Genomic DNA, 16,617 nt, shown 5'->3' with positions numbered 1-16,617 from the left:
TGCGGTTCGGCTCGGGTTGGCCGAATCTCGGGACGTCGTGATCCACGAGCACCACAATGGCGGTAACGGTCCGCTGTCGCCGTGGCGGCTGCTCGTCCAGGACGCCTCGTGGGTGAGCACGGAGAAGGTGAGCAAGGAGAAGGTGACGACGTGAGTGAGAGCCAGCACCCGTCAGATGTGTCGGGCAGGCTGAATACCGGGGTCGCGCACAACGCACGGGTATGGAACTACTGGATCGGCGGGAAGGACAACTACGAGGTCGACCAGCAGGTTGGTGACCAGGTCGCCACGATGTTCCCAGTGATCCGAGACGTGGCCCGCGCGGACCGCGCCTTCCTCGGCCGCACGGTCCGGTTCCTGACCGCCGAGTGCGCGGTGCGGCAGTTCCTGGACATCGGCACCGGACTGCCGACCCTGGACAACACCCACGAGATCGCCCAACGGATCGCACCCGAGTCCCGGGCCGTCTACGTCGACAACGACCCCATCGTGCTCGTCCACGCCCGCACGCTGCTGACCGGCACTCCCCAGGGAGTCACCGATTACATCGACGCCGACGTCCACTGCCCGGACAGCGTCATCGAGGGCGCCTCCGCGACCCTCGACCTTGACCGGCCCGTCGCGGTCATGATGCTGGGCATCCTCAACTTCGTCCTCGACACGGGCCAGGCGCAGGACATCGTGCGCCGCATCATGGCCTCGGTCCCCTCCGGCAGCTACCTCGTCCTGACCCACCCCACCACCGACACCGACCTCGGCGGCGAGGGCAACGTCGAGGCCATGAAGTTCTGGAATGCAAACGCCACACCACCGATCACCGCGCGCAGCCGCGCAGAGATCAGTGCCTTCTTCGACGGCCTGGACCTGCTCCCGCCCGGTCTCGTCTCGTGCTCGCTGTGGCGCGCCGAGTCCAACTCCGCCACCGCACTCCCGCAGTTCGGCGCAGTCGCCGTGAAACCCTGACAGACGTCGGCTCGTCTACGCTGAAGGCGGCGCAGGACCGACGACGGGACCCATCCCCCCGTGGGCCTGCGCACCTTTCTCACCGACGCCCGGTGATGGCTGAACGACAAGCCCGCGATGGCTACCACGCTCGACGGCCGCCCGCATCGGGCCTTCGCACCTGAGCTGTGTCCAGCGTGGCTCCGGGACGACTGAATCCGCCGTCTGGCCGCCGACATCCGGATCCGCCGCCGCCCCCGACCTGAACGTCGGCCGCCTGGTGATCGGCGACCTCAAGCCCCCGCGGCAACAACTCCACTGCGGGCGGCAAGGCATACGACGAGTACCCCTCCGCCTCCACTTTGCAGAAGGCATCCACCGAGGACACGCAACCAGTTGGCGGGCAACCGCCGAGCCCTGCTCTGCTGGGGCGCGCTCTCGCTGAGCGCCAGCCGGTGATGGCGGCAGGCCCGTACGGGATCAAGCTCGCGGCGCGGGTGTCGGGGTTGCACGAGCCCGGAGAAGCTGAGCACGACACCGGCCGACGCAAGAGGCCGGGCGCACATCGGACGCTCGGAGTGTGCACCGAGCCGTCGTCCGCCCGCCGCACGCACCGGCGGCAGCCGACTTCCGGCAGCCTTTCTGCGGGAGGGGCCCGCGCCGCGCCGCACCGAGCAGGTACGGCGGGCCCCACAGGCCTCCCACAAGCGGTTCAGGTATTCCGGTGATCACTTTCAAAGAGCTCTCAAGAGGCGTCCCCTAGGGTGAACTCGCTTGCTCCACAACCGACTTGACCATCATCCCGAGGAGTCTGCCATGTCCATTTCCGCCTTGGAGAGCACCATCGACGAGACCGGGCTCGAGGACCTCTTCGACCTGGACGTCCAGATCGAAATCACCGAGACCGGCCCCGAGGCCGGCTTCACCAGCTTCGGCTGCAGCCTCACCTGTTCCTGCTCGCCCACCCTCTGCTGCTGACGGACCGCCCCGGACCCCAGCAGACGGCTCAACCGCGCGGGGGCTGCGGTCCCGACCGCAGCCCCCGCGCCCTCTGCCCGCCGCCCCGAGGGACACCTCTGATGCCTGATCAGCCCGCCACCCCGCCGCTCTTCCGCGCCGCGCCGGTCGCCCTTCTGCGGGCCCCGCTGCGCGCCCGGTCGCACCGCCCGGACTGGGCCGCCGTCGATGGCCCGAAAGGCTCTGCGCCCGCCGACCGCGCGTCCTGCCTGGCGCTGCTGCGCGGGGCCGCCGCCGACGCGCTGTTCATGGACGCGCTACGGGTGGCCAGCCCCTCGCTGGCCCGTCTGGTGACGGCAACGACCGAGGCCGCCACCACCACCGCCGGGACGGCGACCGGCCGGACCGACGCCCAGCTGCGCCGGGCCGTCATCTCGGTGCTCCGCTATGAGCTTCGCCTGCGCACCCGCTGCACCCCCTTCGGCCTCTTCGCCGGCGTCGCCCCGCTGCGCTTCGAGGAGCCGGCCGGGACGACCGCGCCGGTCAAGACCGCCTGGACCGCGCCGCCCTCCAGCCGCACCCGGGTGGACCTCGACTGGCTCAACCGGCTGATACGTCAGCTGGAGCAGCAGCCCGAGCTGCTCCCCCACCTGACGCTGCACCGGCACGCCGGCACCGTCCGCCGCGGCGGTCGGCTGGTGATGTCCGCCCCCTCCAACCCGGGCAGCGGCGCCGGTGACACCGCGCGCAGCGAGGTGTCCGTGCGGCGCACCCCGGTGGTCGCCGCCGCGCTCGAATTCGCCGGTTCGGGCCCGACCGGCGCCGCGGCCGTGGCCGAGCTCCAGCGACGGTTCCCCCAGGCCGGTCGCGGGCAGATCGCGGGGCTCCTTGCCACCCTGGTGCGGCAGGAGTTCCTGATCACCGGGCTGCGTCCGGTGCTCGACGGCAGCGACCCCCTGGGCCGGTTGGTCGAGGTGCTGGCCGCGGCCGAGCGCTCGATCGGCCACCCGCTGCCCATACTCGCCGCCCTGCGCGCCGTCGCCGCCGACCGCGACCGGTACGACCGCACCCCCCTGGGCGGGCGCGCCGCCGCGCTGACCACTCTGGCGGACGGGATGCGGCAGCTGGCCGACAGCGAGCGGCTGCTCCACGTGGATCTGGCCCTCGGCGCGGAGATACGGTTGCCGGGGACCGTCGCCGAGGAAGCGGCCCGCGCGCTGGACGTGCTCTGGCGGCTCGCTCCGGTCGGCCATGGCCTGCCTCATCTGCGCACGTACCACCGGGAGTTCCTGGAACGCTACGGTGCCGACCGGGTCGTCCCGCTGGCCGAGCTCCTCGACGACACGGTCGGCCTGGGCGCGCCGGCCGGCTACGGCTGGCCGGCCTCGAGCCGACCCGAGGAGCCGTCCCGCCGGTCCGCCCCGGCCCGGGACGCACTGCTCGCCCGGCTGGCGGCCACCGCGGTGCAGGCCGGCGGGCGGGAGGTGGTACTGGACGACGCGCTGGTGGACCGGCTGGCCGCCGCCGACCCGGGAACCGGGCCGGCCCCGCGCTCCTGCCAGCTCTTCACCTCACTGGTCGCCGCCGATCAACAGGCCCTGGTGAACGGGGACTTCCTGCTCGTCGCCACCGGCGGGCCGAGCCACGCCGAGGCCGGTGCCACCTTCGGCCGGTTCGCCGGACTGCCCGGCGCGGCGGAGCCGGTGGACTCGGTCCTGGGCGAACTGACCGAACTGGCCTTCCCCGAGGTCGACGGCTCGATCCACCTCTCCGTCGCCTACCAGCCGCGTACCACCCGGGCGCTCAACCTGGCCAACAGCCGCCGGTCCGCCCGGCACCAGATCGCCATCGGCCTGCCGCCGGACCCCGGTGCGATCGCCGTGCAGTTGGAAGAGATCGGCGTGGCCGCCACCCCGGACCATCTGTACGCGATGCACCTGCCGACCGGCCACCGGCTGCTGCCGCACGCGCACAACGCGATCGACCTGCGCGGCCAGGCGCCGAACGCCGCCCGGCTCCTGCTTGAACTGGGCCGGGACGCCTACCGGATGTGCGCGCCCTGGGACTGGGGAGCGTCGGCCCACGCGCCGTTCCTGCCCCGGGTCCGGTACGGCAGGGTGGTGCTCTGCCCGGCCGTCTGGCGGCTGGACGAACTGCGTGAGCAGACCGCGCTCGGTCCGTCCGACTGGCGGGCGGCGGTGGACCGTTGGCGGCAGCAGTGGCGGGCGCCGGAGCAGATCGTGCTGACCAAGTTCGACCTCCGACTGCCACTGGACCTCTCAGCGGCCTGGCACCTCGAGCTGTTGCGCGACGCGATCACCAAGGATCCGGACCTGAGCGCGGTGGAGCAGGCCGGTGGCGAAGACCGGCCAGGCGACTGGCTGCGGGACCAGGACGGCCATGCGCACCCGGCCGAACTGTCCATGGCCTTCATCAATATGACGGGTCATCAGCACGAGTTGCCGAGTCCACCAGTCCCCGCCCCGACCGCCACCCAGGCCCGCGACCGCGCGGCCGACCCCGGCGGTGACTGGCTGTACGCCCGGCTCTATCTGGCCGGGCGGCACACCGACGGCTTTCTCGGCGAGCACCTGCCCGCGTTCCTGGCCGAACTACCGGCCTCCGTAGGCGAGTTGATCGACCGCTGGTTCTTCGTCCGGTACCGGGACGAGGCGGACCACCTGAGGCTGCGTTTCCACGGACCCGCCGACCGGCTCTGGCCGCACCTGCTTCCCCCGCTGCGGGACGCGGTGGCACGGTGGCGCGAGCAGGGGCTGGTCGGGCGGTTCGTACTGGACGGCTACGAGCCCGAGTGGGAGCGGTACGGCGGCCCGGAGGCCCAGCCCGCCGCCGAGCGGTTCTTCACCGCCGACAGCCGGGCCGCGCTCGCCCTGCTCGCCGCAGCTCGACGGCACCCCGCCCGGCCGCTGGACGTCGAGACCGAACTCCCGTGGGACAGTGAGGTCCTGGCCGCCCTCTCGATCGCCTCGATCGCCCACGCCTTCGGCTCTCCGGCCGCCTCGGTTCGGCCCAGCCGCCACCAGGAGGCCTGCGCTGCCTGGCTCTCCGGCGTCCCGGCCGATGCCGCCGAACTGCCCGCCGGCTTCCGGTCCCGCCGGGCGCACTGGCTCCGGTTGATCGACCCGGTCGACGGCCACCCTGGGCTCGTCGCGCATCCGGCCGGGCCCGCGGTACTCGCCGCCCTGGCCGATCGGGCGGATCAACTCAAGGCCTACCGCGCCGAGTTGGACAGGCTGACGTACTGCGGCGCGAACCCGTCGCCGCTGCCCCGGGTACTCTCCGCGCTGCTCCACATGAGCTGCAACCGGCTGCTCGGCCCCGACCGGGAGGCCGAACTGCGGGCGATGGCACTGGCCCGCGCCTGCGTGATCGGAAACGCCGACCGAAGGAGGCACCAGCGGTGACCACAGCCACCGGTCTGATCGAGGCCACCGTCGAGCGGGTGGCCACCTCCCTGGCCGCCCCCTGGCCGGAGCCGGCGCGGGCCGCACCCGTCTCGCTCGAAGGCCGCATCGGCGCCGCCCTCTTCCTCGCCGAACTGGCCCGCCACGACCCAGCCCGGCTGGCGGCCGCGCACGCCCAGATCGTCCCGGCCACCCGGGCGCTGGCCGGCACCGCCTCGGCCGGCCTCAGCCACGGCCCGGCACCGGTGCTGGCCGCCGTCCAGACCGTCGCCCGGACCGGCAACCACTATCAGCGGGTGCGGCACACACTGACCACCCATCTGGCGTCCGAACAGCTGGCCAGGCTCGCCGCCGGACCAGTCGGCCCGGGCGTGGGCTGGTCCGACTACGACGTCATCACCGGTCCGACCGGCACCGGCCGACTGCTGCTGGCCGCGGTGACCGAAGGCGACCCGGTCGAGCGCGCCGCCGCCGAGCCGGCCCTGCGCGCCACACTCGACCGGCTGGTCGCACTGGCCCGGCCGGTGACCGTGGACGGGCGGCCGGTGCCGGGCTGGTGGGTGCCGAGCGACCGGCAGGCGACCGCCGGAGACCGCCGGGTCTTTCCGCGCGGCGACGTCAACCTGGGCCTGGCGCACGGCATCGCGGGCCCACTGGCCCTGCTGGTCCGCAGCGCCGAGTACGGCTTCACGGTGGCCGGTCAGCTGGACGCCGTGCACCGGATCGCCGGCTGGCTGGCCGCCCGCGCCGACCGTGACGCGTACGGCCCCGTGTGGGAACCCCGGCTCGGCCTGGACGAGGAGCTCACCCGGGCGCTGCGTGAGCGTCCCGGCCCGGCCGAAGTCTCCCCTCACTCGGCCGCGTTCGGCGGTGCCTGGTGCTACGGCGCGGTGGGCATCGCCAACGCCCTCTTCCGGGCTGCCCGGCTGACCGGCGAGGGCGACTGGGGCCGGCTGGCCCTGCGGAGCGCCCATGCCCTACTGCGCCGGCCCGGCGCACTGGAACGCCTCCAGGGCCCGACCGTCTGCCACGGCCTGGCCGGCTTCCTGCAGAGTCTGTTCCGGCTCGGCCGGCTGGCCGAGGACACGGTGCTGCTCGGCCACTGCACCGCGATCGCCGAGCGGCTGGCCGAGAGCTGGGACCCGACGGCCGCGTTCGGCTACCGTCACGTCGCCCCGGCCGACCGGCAGCGCGGCTGGGAGCTCGGGCAGCCGCTGGGCCTCGAGGAGAACCCCGGAATCTTCGAAGGCGCGGCCGGGGTTGCCGCGGCCCTGCTCAGCGCCCTGCCCGGCGGTACGGGCGAGCCTGGCGCGGAGCGGACGGAGCCGGTCTGGGACCGCGTACTGCTGCTCTCCTGACACCTCGTCGCCTTCCCTCACGCCCTTCCCTGGAGGCCTCCGCATGACCGTCACCCCCGAGCGTCCGCCGCTGGACCTGCCGCGCGGTCAGCTGCTGCTGATCGGGACCGGCGCGATCGGCGTGGTCAACCTGCCGGGCTGGGCGATGTCGCTGCGGGCGCAGTGCGGCTGGTCGATCCGGGTCTGCCTGACCGCGGCGGCGGACGCCCTGGTCTCCCGGCAGGCACTGGCCGCGATCACCCAGGCTCCGGTGAGCGGGCCGGACTGGGACACCGCTCAGGGCCGGGTGCCGCACCAGGAGCTGGCCGACTGGGCCGACCTGGTGCTGGTGCTGCCCGCCACGGTGAACTTCGTCGGCAAGCTGGCCGCGGGCATCGCCGACAGCCTGGCACTCAGCACGGTGCTGAACACCGCGGCCCCGGTGGTGATCGGGCCGTCCATCCCCGGCACCGCACTGCGCCGCCCGGCGGTCCGCCGCAACCTGCGCACCCTGCACGAGGACGGCTACACCGTGGTCCCGCGCGGCCCCGCGCTCTCCGTCCACGCGGGCGAGACCTCGGACGGCTGGACCAGCGATCTGCCCACCGCGCTTCAGGCGGCGTGCCGGGCCCTGAGAGGGTGATTCGCGAGCGATTTCTCGGCGGCTTCGTGCCCGGCGGCCAGTATCCGCCGGGCGCCTTCGCGGGCGATCTCGTCGATCAGGGAGGAGGTGCCGGTTGTCTCCGTTGACGAGCCATGGTCTCAGGTGCACGGTGTCGCTGCAGCCCGCACCCACCCGTGAGCGGCTTTCACTGACTGCGGCACCCATGTCACGTGCTTCGGTCGGGCGTCGTCGTTGCGTACTGCGGGCGCCCGGTGGGCCGGTAGACCTGGATTGCCACCCCCTGCGGAGTGGACTGCGAGTCGACCAGTTCAAGTGCGGTGTCCGGGCCGGTGTCGGGGAATAGCCGCGTGCCCTGGCCGATGATCACGGGATAAGTGAGCAGGGTAATCTCGTCGACCAGGCGGTTGTCGAACAGCCAGCGGGCCAGGGCGCCGCTGCCATGCACCTGCAGCTCACCCGACGGCTTGGCTCTCAGTTCGCCGATGGCCGCCGCGACGTCTCCGGAGAGGACGGTCGTGTCCGCCCATTGCGGGTCGGTGAGCGTGGTCGATGCCACGTACTTGGGCCGCGTGTTCAACGCCGATGCGATGGGGTTGCCCGAATCTGCCATTACTCCCCAGTAGCCGGCGAAGATCTCGTAGGTCCTTCGGCCGAACAGGAAGGCGTCGGCGCGCTGGTAGACCTGGTTGACGAACGTCGCGGCCTCGTTGCCGAACAGCGGCAGGGCCCATCCGCCGCGCTCGAATCCACCCCTGCGGTCCTCATCCGCCCCGCCGAGTCCCTGCATCACTCCGTCGACGGAGATGTGCGTGATGGTCGTCAGTTTCATGGTCGCGGTTCCCTTCTCGCTGGGTTTGTCGTTGTTCGTTCCGACCGGACCGCGGCGCCGATCTCATCGGTCGCGGCAGAGTCCACCTGGCCGATTCGTTCCGCTGACCGACTGGGCGTCTCCGACGAGCGTGTGTGCGCACCCAGTGCCGGGCTCGTGCTGTCCGTGCTTACGAGCCCGCACCAGATGCCTCCCCCGGGGTCAGCCGGCGAGCTGGGCCTGGAAGGCGGCGTGGTTGAAGTACGCCTTGGCGTCCTGGATGAGGCCGTCCTCGTTGAGCTCGTAGATGTTGATGCCGGACCAGTTGACCGGTTTGCCGTCCAGGGCGACCGCGGCGCCGCGCCAGGAGACGGCGACCTGGTTGCCGATTGTGTACGCCTCCAGCGGAGTCAGCCCCAGGAAGGGCTGGAAGTTGGGCAGTACGGAGGCGATGAAGTCGCGGATGGCGGTACGTCCGGTGATGGGCGGCGTGCCGACCGGGTCGTGGAAGACACCGTCGTCGGCGAACGCGTTGGCCCAGGCGTCGGAATCGCCGTCCTGGGCGGCACGGAAGAACTGGAGTACCGCCAGCGGCATGGCCGGGAACGTCATGGAGGATCCTTCACGTCGGAGGTGGAGAGCAGGGCACATCGCGGCAACGGGCGGGGCCCTTGCCGCAGGACGGTTGTGTGTCATCGGGCGACCGGCCCGGGCTGAACTTCGCTGGAGACAGCAGGAGTTCGGGATCGCTGACCGCGCGGGGCGACCAGGTACGCGGTGAGCGCGAGGAGAGCGAGCGCTGCCATCAGCGCGCACACCCCCGGCCAGCCCACCTCGGCATAGGCGCGGATGCCGAGCCAGGAACCGGCACTACCGCCCAGGAACGAGCAGGTCATGTACGCGGTGTTGAGCCGACTGCGGATCTCGGACCGCAGCGCGAAGATGCGCGCCTGGTTCGCCACCTGACTGCACTGCACCGCGAGATCGAGCAGCAACAGCCCGACCACCAGAGCCACCAACCCGAGCCACGATCCTGCCGCGCCCACGGCCAGGACAGCGGCCGCCGCGACGGTGGCCAGGACGCACCACAGGTTCACCCGGTCGGCGCCATGCCGGTCGACCCACCGGCCGGCGAGCGGGGCGCAGAACATGCTGGCCGCGCCGATCAGGGCCAGGACACCCACCGCCTGTGCGCCCAGGCCGTAGCGGGGACCGGTGACCAGCAGGACAAGCGCGGTCCAGGCGGCGCTGAAGCCACCGAAGAGAGCGGCCTGCAGGAGCGCGGAGCGCCGTAGGTCCGGTTCGGTGCGCAGCATGCGCACGCTGGCCGCGAGCAGGGCGGCAAAGCGGTCGCTCGCCGCTGGGCCGACGGAGGGCAAGGCGGTGCGCAGAACGATCGCCAGCAGCATGGTGAGCACGGCCGCGACCAGATACGGAGCGCGCCACCCCAACTGCTCGCCGAGGGTGCCGCCGAAGGTACGGGCCAGCAGGATGCCGCCGATCAGCCCGCCCTGCAGGGTGCCGATGACGGCGCCGCGCCGGTCGGCCCCCACTAGGCCGACGGCCATGGGCAGCAGTAGCTGGGGAACCACGGTCGCCACCCCGACCACAGCACCCGCCGCGACCAGAGCACTGGCCGCCGGGGCAAGACCGGCGGCCAGCAGGGCGAGAGCGGTCACAGCGAGCAGCACGGTAATGAGGGGTCGCCGCGGAAGCCGGTCGCCGAGCGGGACCAGGAAGAAGATCCCGGCGGCGTAGCCGAGCTGCGTCACCGTCGCCACCGTCGCGGCCGAATCCGCCGCGACGTTGAAGCTGTCGGCGATCAGGGGGGTCAGGGCCTGCGGGAAGTAGACATTCGCCACGCTGACGCCGCAGGCCAGCGCCATGATCAGCGGCAGGCGACGGGGCAGCGGCGGGACGGAAGAGGTCGGCGGATCAGGGCGGGGCATGGCAACTCCAACCGAACGAACTAGATGGTTCGAAATCTGGGAAGAGAGTTGCAGACGTCTCGGCGATCGTCAAACGAACCAGTTCGTTAGGATCGGCTCATGGCGTACGACTCGAAGGCGACCAAGGAGCGGATCCTCGCGGCAGCGACTGCGGAGTTCGCCCAGCACGGCGTGGCCGGCGCTCGCGTCGACCGCATCGCCAAGCAGGCCCAGGCCAACAAGCGGGCCATCTACGACTACTTCGGCGACAAGAACCAGCTCTTCGCCGCGGCCCTGGAACACCTCATGGCCGATCTCGCCCAGGCCATCCCGCCCGGCGACGAGGACCTGCCCGCCTACGCGGAGCGGCTCTTCGACTACCACCGCACCCACCCCGAAGCCCTGCGGCTGCTCATGTGGGAAGCGCTGGAACTCGGCGACCAGCCGGTACCCGGGGAAGCGACCCGCACCCGCCACTACGAGGACAAGATCCGCGCCACTCGGACCAGCGCCTCGGACAGCGACGCCCGCAGCCGGCTGTTCTTCACCCTCGGCCTGGTCGGCTGGAGCCTTGCCATGCCCCAGCTCCGCCGCATGCTCCTCGGCCCCGACCACACTCTCGAACAGCTCCGACCCGCCATCGCCGACGCGGTACGAGCCCTGCCCGGAGACGGCGAAGCCTCCCCGCAGAGCTGACGCACCCGGTACCGACTGCCGCCGCGAACGATCAGGCCGCCCGCGGGGGCATCCTCCCGAGATGCATCTGCACCGCGCAAGCGCCCGGGCGGCTCAGTCCTCGTGGAGCTCGGCGAGGAACGTGTCGAGCTCCACATGGCGGATGCGCCCGACTCCGGGGGACTCTGCCCGGTAGTCGATGCGCGCGGTCCGTTGGCTGTCGTGGAAATAGACAGCTTCCAGCGTTCCGTCGGTGCCTTCAGTGAGCATGGGGTTGTCTACGAGGAAATCGCGCACCTCGGCGCTGTCGCGGCGGACCTGGAGCCACAGCCGCTTTCCGCCGAAGTGATTCGGGGGGAGGACGACTTGTGTTCCGAAGCGGCGCTTCATCTGGTAGGTACCCTTGCTGAGGAAGGCTTCGGTGCCCTGGAAATCGAGCCGCCGGACCTCGTTTCTGGCCGCCCATTCGATCAGGTGGAAATACATCACCTTCAGCGCTCCGGCCGCGTAGTACTCCTCCGCCCCGTCGAGGACGCCCAGCAGACGAGAGGTGAGCACCCCGGAGCGGGGATCCCAGTGACAGAGATGCCCGGCTACGCGCTGACCGTCCATGGACAGGTGGAAGAGCACCCCCGACCGGAAAAGGCACTCGTACGCCGACTCTCTGCTCTCGGTGCGAGCCCGCCCTTCGTAGCGCTTGGACATCGTGGCCCGGTACATGCGGTCGTAGAAGTGCTCGAACCAGGCGGGGTCGCGCTCGATGCCGAAGGACCAGTCGTGCTGCCGCGACTTCTGTCGGAAGTCACGCCGGGCGCCTTTCGACGCCCTTGAGTGGATTCGGTCGAAATCCCGGTCGAAATCCAGAACGAAGTGGACCCGGATGGGCATGATCAGTGAGGCGTTCACGGGCAGGCGCTCAGCCTTCGCCGCACTGGTTCCCACGATGACGATATCGGCTCCGGGCAGCTGCGCCGGACGCGCCAGCTGCCACCCTTTGCGGGTGGATATTTCACGGGCGGCGGTCTCTTTCGCGCTGGTTTCCCGGCGCTGCTCCGTGAATTCGAGCGCGTAGGCGAGCCCCTCGGGCACTCCCGAATACGAAATGGATACCCCGCCGACTTCCGACCGGACAGCCGGGAATCCTGCCCAGCTTCTGGTGTCCCACGCCACGCGCAGTTGGGCCAGCAGTGGATGTCCGCTGTTGCGCCAGGCATAGCCGGCGTGCAAGCGGATACGCTTCGCCGGCGGAACCCGTGACGGCAGGAGGGCCGGACTCGTCATGGCGATATCACCTTCTGCTCCCCCGCCATGTCACGGCGCTGTGGCCTCGAACACATCAGATTCCGCGATGCGTCGAGGATTAGGGTGGGAATCGCGGGAAGCGACGTGGCTGAGTTCCCTGCGGGACTCAAGGTCGACGGCCGAGACTGCGTTCGAAGTCGGTGTCAGTGTTGGCGCCAGTGTCGGTGGAGCAGATTTCAAAGCCTCTTCGGAACGCTACACGGCTGGTTAAGAGCAGTCCACCGTTCGTGAGTACTTGTCCGAAAGGGTGGTGGCCACGCAGGTGTATCACCGCCAACAACGGCAGCTCACAGGGCCGTTGAGCCAGCGGTCGTCTCGACCGCCACCGACGCCATCAGTCATCATTCAGCAGTCATGAGAGTGGCTGGCGATATCAATGATGCGGATGAGGCTGATAGGCCCCGTCCTGTGTCGATCCGCAGCAGGTCTTCTTTGTGGATTTCAGCGGCGTCAACGCTCATGCCGGCGCCCATCAGTCCACCTCAAGCCCGAAACCAGGACCGCGAGTTCCGGCCGCGTTGGCAACCGGATCATTTAACACCGATGCTTTCTCCGCGAGCCGCAAGGGCAGGTGAGCGCCGCAGGTGGAGCGGCCGCCGGCCACATACGGTGGCGAATGGGGGTGACTCGAAACCTTCCCGACCGCCTGCTCGTTCATCTGTTCCGTTGACAGGCCAGTCGCACTGACGGCAAGGTCAAAATGAAGTTTTCTCAGCTCATTCCCTCCGCGACAAGGCCGGTACGCGGTGCTCGACCTGCTGAAGACGGAGTGTCATACCCTGCCCCCGCCTCTACCGCGTATTCGACTTTCCTCAACGCTTGGAGGGCTGTGTGACCGAGTCCCCGCTCTCACCGTGGCTGCCCTTTCCGGCCATGGTTGTTCGCAGCGCCGGCTTTCCAGCCTCCTGGCTCACCGAACTGCACACGGGCGCGACGGTGGCCGCACAGCACCGAAATGACGACGCCGCCGTCCGAGCCGCGTACGACGCCGAGGTCGCGCAGACGTCCGCCGCCGTTGTGCGACGCTTCCGCGAGGAACCAAAGCTGCGTGACGCGGTGCAGTTCGCCAATCCGGCGCTGTGGCAGAGGCTGGCGCCGTGGGTGGACCGGCGGGTTCCGGCGCCGGGCAACTGGCGCAGCGCCGACCGCCAGCGCACCGACCTGCTGGCGCGGATGCTCCAGCGCTACTGCGCCAAGAACGAGACGACGAGTCACGCCGGACCGATCACCACTGCCTTCCTCCGCGCGGACCAGGTGGGTGTGACCTGTGCTCCCGGCTTGCCACAGCGGCAGGTTCGCCTCTCGCACTGGGCAGCGGAGCGCTTACAGGCTTCGTTCCTCACCGGTGCCGTCGCCGCGCACCGCTGGTGGCGCCCTCGGGCAACCGCCGGCTGCCATGTGTCCGACGGCGAACTGAGCGTCGTCCGATACGACTTCGCCCAGCGGCACCACCGCTTCTCCGACGCGGTCATCGATGTCGCCGCGCGCCGCTTGTCGCAGGACGAGGCGCGGGTGTTGCGGTGGTGCGACGGCAGCCGGTCCGTGGCTGAGATCTGTCTCCTGTACGAGACGGAGTACGACACCCCGCTGACGGAATCCGCGGCCGTGGGGGTCCTGCGTTCCCTTGAGGATTACGGGGCCGTCGTGACCGGGCCAGAGCTCCCGTACGGAGTGCACGACGCGATTCCGCTACTGCGCCGACTCACCGCCGAGGTGGGCGACGAGAAGGCGGAGTTGCATGTGGATGCGGTGGAATCCGCCCTCGCCGCCTTGGCGTCCGCAGCCGACGAGGCGGGCCGGGCCCAGGCGGCCACCGCCGTACAGGCGGCCTACACCGCCGCGACAGGACAATCGCCGTACCGGGCGGCAGGAGTCACCAATGGCGATCGCACGGTGTTCAACGAGGACTGCGACAGCGAGCACGGCGTCATGGCCCTGGGACGGCCGATCCCCGACCTGGTGGCCCGTGAACTCGCCTTCGTGTACGACATCTTCCTGGTGCTGCCCCGTGCCCGGCTGAACGCATCGCGTCGCATGATGCGGGCGTGGTTCAGCGGGACCTTCGGCGCCGGTTCGAGCGTGCCGGTGGCCGACTTTGTCACCGCGTGCCTGCGTGACGATGCGCGGCTGTCCGCTGGATTCGACGCGGTCGAATCGGAAGTATCCGCAAAGGCGGCGAAGCTCAAGGGCCTCTTGACACCCGCCGAGTTGACACCCGCCGAGCGCGCCGCCTCCGACCATCACATCACCGAAGAAGCGATCGCGGACGCTCGCGCGCTGGCGGGCTCCCCACTGCCCGCTGTCTGCAACCCCGATCTGATGCTCGCGGCCGACGGCCCGGACGCGGTGGCGCGCGGGGACTTCCTCGCGGTGGTGGGCGACCTGCACGCCGCCGAGGAGGGCCTGTCGCACAGTTTGTTCGCACCGTGGGTGGACGCGGCCGTGGGAGAGGGAACGCTGGGAGAGCGGGTGGCGGCGGCGTACCGGCCCCTTCTGGAGCCCGACGAGGACCTGGCCGACGTGACCCACCGGCACCGCAGCAAGACCTACGCCCGGGCTGACCTGCCGTGCCTGGACATCGAGGCGGCCGACCGCTCGCCGCTGCCCGCCCAGGGACGGGTACGGCTGCACGAACTGATCGTCAGCGACACCGCGCGGGGACTCCGGCTGCACCTCCCGGGCAGTGACCGCGCGCTGAGGCTGACCTCGCCACCTCTGTACTGGCAGGGGGTGCGTGCCCGCAATCCGTTTGCCGTGTTCTCGTTCCCGCAGCGCGTCGACGGTCTGCCGGTGCCCCTGGGGGACGAGGGGTACCTTCCCCGCCTCGTACACGGGAGGGTGGTGCTCCAGCGGGCGATGTGGGGACTGCCGGCGGCTGCCTGCCACGGCAAGGACTGGTACGCGGGGTTCCGCGCGGTGCAACGTCTTCGGGCGGAACACGGCCTGCCCCGGCATGTGTTCGTGAAGTTCCCCCAGGAAGTGAAGCCGCTCTACTGCGATCTGGACAGCCCGCTGCTGGTCCGCCAGGTCTCGCGCATGGCCAAGGCGGCGGGCGACGGCAGACTGGTGGTCTCGGAGATGCTGCCCGGACCCGGCAGCCTGTGGCTCACCAGCAGTCTCGGGAAGGTCACTTCGGAGCTCCGTTACGCCGTCTTCAGCTCCGGTGGGACACCCGGGCCGCAGGGGCCGCGTCCGGAAGGGGCGGGACGGGAGTCATGGTGATGGCCTCGATGCGAAGGCTCGTCGTCGATGTCGAGCCGCTCAAGGCTGACGCGTCGTTCCGGAGGCTCTGGATCGGAGGGGCGCTGTCGTCGGTGGGCAGCAGGATGACCACGTTCGCGGTCGTCCTGCAGGTCTACCAGCTGACCGGATCCTCGGCGGCAGTGGGTGCGGTGGGCCTTGCCACCCTGGTGCCGACCCTCGTCGTGGGTCTGATCGGCGGCTCGCTGGCGGATGCGCTGGACCGCCGCAAGCTGGTTCTGGTGACTGGCAGCTGCATGGCCGGAGTGTCCCTGCTCTTCGCGGTGCAGGCCTTCGCGGGCAACGAGCAGGTGTGGCTCCTGTACATGCTCGTCACCCTGCAATCGCTGCTGTTCGCCGTCGACTTGCCGGCTCGTCGTACGTTCGTCCCCAGGCTGCTGTCGAAGGAACTGCTGCCCGCGGGCCTGACTCTGCAGATGCTGGTGTTCCACCTGAGCATGATGGTGGGCCCCAGCCTGGGCGGTGTGTTTGCCGCGTCGGGCGGGGTCAAGGTCTGCTATCTCATCGACGGGCTGACGTTCTTCGTCGCGCTGTACGGTGTCGTCCGGCTGCCTGCCATGCGACCGGCACAAGCGCAGGCCAGGCCCGGAGTGAGGTCGATCTACGAGGGATTGCGCTACGTCGGCCGCAATCGGATCGTGGCGGGTGCCATGCTCTCCGACCTGAGCGCCACGGTACTGGCCATGCCCTTCGCGATTCTCCCTGCCCTCAACACCCTCGCCTTCGGCGGTTCGCCCAGCACTCTGGGTCTGCTCACCGCCGCTCCGGCGGTCGGGGGCGTTCTGGCGATGTCACTGTCGGGGCCGGTGGGCCGCGCCACGCGCAAGGGCGCCTGGCTCCTGGGCGCGGGCGGGGTATGGGGTGTGGCACTGGCGTGTCTCGGGCTGACCGGTCAACTGTGGCTCGCGCTGGGGCTGTTGGCCGTGGCGGGAGCAGCCGATGCGACGGCCGTGGTGCTGCGCGGGTCCATCGTGCAGTCCAGCATTCCCGAGGAGTTCCGTGGTCGTACCACCTCCGTCGACTTCGTCGTCGGGGCGGGCGGCCCGCATCTGGGGAACTTCCGCGGCGGTGTCGTCGCCTCGGCCGCGACGCCGTCGGTCAGTGCGCTCACCGGCGGACTCTCGTGTGTCGTGGCCGTCGGGCTCGTCGCACTGTGTTTCCCCGCGCTGCGGCGCTTCGACTCGGCAGCCGACGGCCCGCCCGCGCCGGGGCCCGGCTCCCCCGAGCAGCACAGCAGCGGGGAGAGCCTGTCCGCCGGAGACCCGAAAATGACCAGCGGCCGCTCGGTGGACAGAACCGGTGAGCGACCAGGACCACTTGGTGGGGGTGCTCATCCATGATCATTTCGAGTACGTGT

At 70.6% G+C, this 16,617-nt stretch carries 13 protein-coding genes; 9 read left to right on the top strand and 4 right to left on the bottom strand.

Features of this window, described 5'->3' with window-relative positions; translation table 11 throughout:
- Positions 1-16: 16 nt before the first annotated feature.
- The 6 genes from ACIBK6_RS11650 (at position 17) to ACIBK6_RS11625 (ending at position 7,304) form a co-directional block, all read left to right on the top strand.
- Positions 17-154 carry a hypothetical protein gene (locus ACIBK6_RS11650; RefSeq protein WP_399050940.1) on the top strand — a complete coding sequence of 46 codons (138 nt, stop codon included), beginning with the start codon at positions 17-19 and terminating at the stop codon, positions 152-154.
- Positions 151-963 carry an SAM-dependent methyltransferase gene (locus tag ACIBK6_RS11645; RefSeq protein WP_399050938.1) on the top strand — a complete coding sequence of 271 codons (813 nt, stop codon included), beginning with the start codon at positions 151-153 and terminating at the stop codon, positions 961-963. Before ACIBK6_RS11650 ends, ACIBK6_RS11645 begins: the two co-directional genes overlap by 4 nt.
- 795 nt (positions 964-1,758) lie before the next feature.
- Positions 1,759-1,920: a hypothetical protein gene (locus ACIBK6_RS11640; protein ID WP_399050937.1), complete on the top strand. Its 162-nt coding sequence runs from the start codon at positions 1,759-1,761 to the stop codon at positions 1,918-1,920.
- Between the two features lie 101 nt (positions 1,921-2,021).
- Positions 2,022-5,324 carry a lantibiotic dehydratase gene (locus ACIBK6_RS11635; RefSeq protein WP_399050936.1) on the top strand — a complete coding sequence of 1,101 codons (3,303 nt, stop codon included), beginning with the start codon at positions 2,022-2,024 and terminating at the stop codon, positions 5,322-5,324.
- Positions 5,321-6,682 (top strand): lanthionine synthetase C family protein, encoded by a 1,362-nt coding sequence (locus tag ACIBK6_RS11630; RefSeq protein ID WP_399050935.1) that lies wholly within the window; start codon positions 5,321-5,323, stop codon positions 6,680-6,682. Before ACIBK6_RS11635 ends, ACIBK6_RS11630 begins: the two co-directional genes overlap by 4 nt.
- A 43-nt stretch (positions 6,683-6,725) precedes the next feature.
- On the top strand, positions 6,726-7,304 hold the full coding sequence (locus tag ACIBK6_RS11625) for a flavoprotein (protein WP_399050934.1): 579 nt from the start codon (positions 6,726-6,728) through the stop codon (positions 7,302-7,304).
- A gap of 187 nt (positions 7,305-7,491) precedes the next feature.
- Here the strand turns inward: ACIBK6_RS11625 and ACIBK6_RS11620 are convergent, their stop codons facing one another.
- From ACIBK6_RS11620 to ACIBK6_RS11610, 3 genes are all read right to left on the bottom strand, one after another.
- Positions 7,492-8,115, bottom strand: coding sequence for a dihydrofolate reductase family protein (locus tag ACIBK6_RS11620; RefSeq protein WP_399050933.1), 624 nt, complete (start codon positions 8,113-8,115; stop codon positions 7,492-7,494).
- 201 nt (positions 8,116-8,316) lie between these two features.
- The gene (locus ACIBK6_RS11615; RefSeq protein ID WP_399050931.1) at positions 8,317-8,706 is read right to left on the bottom strand and encodes a nuclear transport factor 2 family protein; all 390 of its coding nucleotides are present in this window, start codon (positions 8,704-8,706) and stop codon (positions 8,317-8,319) included.
- Positions 8,707-8,786: 80 nt separating this feature from the next.
- Positions 8,787-10,043 carry an MFS transporter gene (locus tag ACIBK6_RS11610; protein ID WP_399050930.1) on the bottom strand — a complete coding sequence of 419 codons (1,257 nt, stop codon included), beginning with the start codon at positions 10,041-10,043 and terminating at the stop codon, positions 8,787-8,789.
- Between the two features lie 99 nt (positions 10,044-10,142).
- Here ACIBK6_RS11610 and ACIBK6_RS11605 point away from each other — a divergent pair, with 99 nt between their 5' ends.
- Positions 10,143-10,718, top strand: coding sequence for a TetR family transcriptional regulator (locus ACIBK6_RS11605; RefSeq protein ID WP_399050928.1), 576 nt, complete (start codon positions 10,143-10,145; stop codon positions 10,716-10,718).
- 93 nt (positions 10,719-10,811) lie between these two features.
- On the opposite strand, the gene ACIBK6_RS11600 is transcribed toward ACIBK6_RS11605, so the two are convergent.
- Positions 10,812-11,978: a GNAT family N-acetyltransferase gene (locus ACIBK6_RS11600; protein ID WP_399050926.1), complete on the bottom strand. Its 1,167-nt coding sequence runs from the start codon at positions 11,976-11,978 to the stop codon at positions 10,812-10,814.
- A gap of 894 nt (positions 11,979-12,872) precedes the next feature.
- Here ACIBK6_RS11600 and ACIBK6_RS11595 point away from each other — a divergent pair.
- Complete coding sequence (locus tag ACIBK6_RS11595; protein ID WP_399050925.1) at positions 12,873-15,221, top strand: lantibiotic dehydratase; 2,349 nt, start codon at positions 12,873-12,875, stop codon at positions 15,219-15,221.
- Positions 15,221-16,600, top strand: coding sequence for an MFS transporter (locus ACIBK6_RS11590; RefSeq protein WP_399050924.1), 1,380 nt, complete (start codon positions 15,221-15,223; stop codon positions 16,598-16,600). The genes ACIBK6_RS11595 and ACIBK6_RS11590 overlap by 1 nt, the downstream gene beginning before the upstream one ends.
- The last annotated feature ends 17 nt before the right edge of the window (positions 16,601-16,617 follow it).

Origin of the sequence: Streptomyces sp. NPDC050485, from assembly GCF_044458185.1 — a bacterium.
Classification (GTDB): domain Bacteria; phylum Actinomycetota; class Actinomycetes; order Streptomycetales; family Streptomycetaceae; genus Streptomyces.
The sequence above is the reverse complement of the archived record's forward strand: the minus strand, read 5'-3'. Positions and strand labels throughout refer to the sequence as shown.

Coding starts and splice junctions, on each gene's coding strand:
- ACIBK6_RS11640 (WP_399050937.1), top strand. CDS start 1,759: ATGTCCATTTCCGCCTTGGAGAGCACCATCGACGAGACCGGGCTCGAG.
- ACIBK6_RS11635 (WP_399050936.1), top strand. CDS start 2,022: ATGCCTGATCAGCCCGCCACCCCGCCGCTCTTCCGCGCCGCGCCGGTC.
- ACIBK6_RS11625 (WP_399050934.1), top strand. CDS start 6,726: ATGACCGTCACCCCCGAGCGTCCGCCGCTGGACCTGCCGCGCGGTCAG.
- ACIBK6_RS11620 (WP_399050933.1), bottom strand. CDS start 8,115: ATGAAACTGACGACCATCACGCACATCTCCGTCGACGGAGTGATGCAG.
- ACIBK6_RS11615 (WP_399050931.1), bottom strand. CDS start 8,706: ATGACGTTCCCGGCCATGCCGCTGGCGGTACTCCAGTTCTTCCGTGCC.
- ACIBK6_RS11610 (WP_399050930.1), bottom strand. CDS start 10,043: ATGCCCCGCCCTGATCCGCCGACCTCTTCCGTCCCGCCGCTGCCCCGT.
- ACIBK6_RS11605 (WP_399050928.1), top strand. CDS start 10,143: ATGGCGTACGACTCGAAGGCGACCAAGGAGCGGATCCTCGCGGCAGCG.
- ACIBK6_RS11600 (WP_399050926.1), bottom strand. CDS start 11,978: ATGACGAGTCCGGCCCTCCTGCCGTCACGGGTTCCGCCGGCGAAGCGT.
- ACIBK6_RS11595 (WP_399050925.1), top strand. CDS start 12,873: ATGGTTGTTCGCAGCGCCGGCTTTCCAGCCTCCTGGCTCACCGAACTG.
- ACIBK6_RS11590 (WP_399050924.1), top strand. CDS start 15,221: ATGGCCTCGATGCGAAGGCTCGTCGTCGATGTCGAGCCGCTCAAGGCT.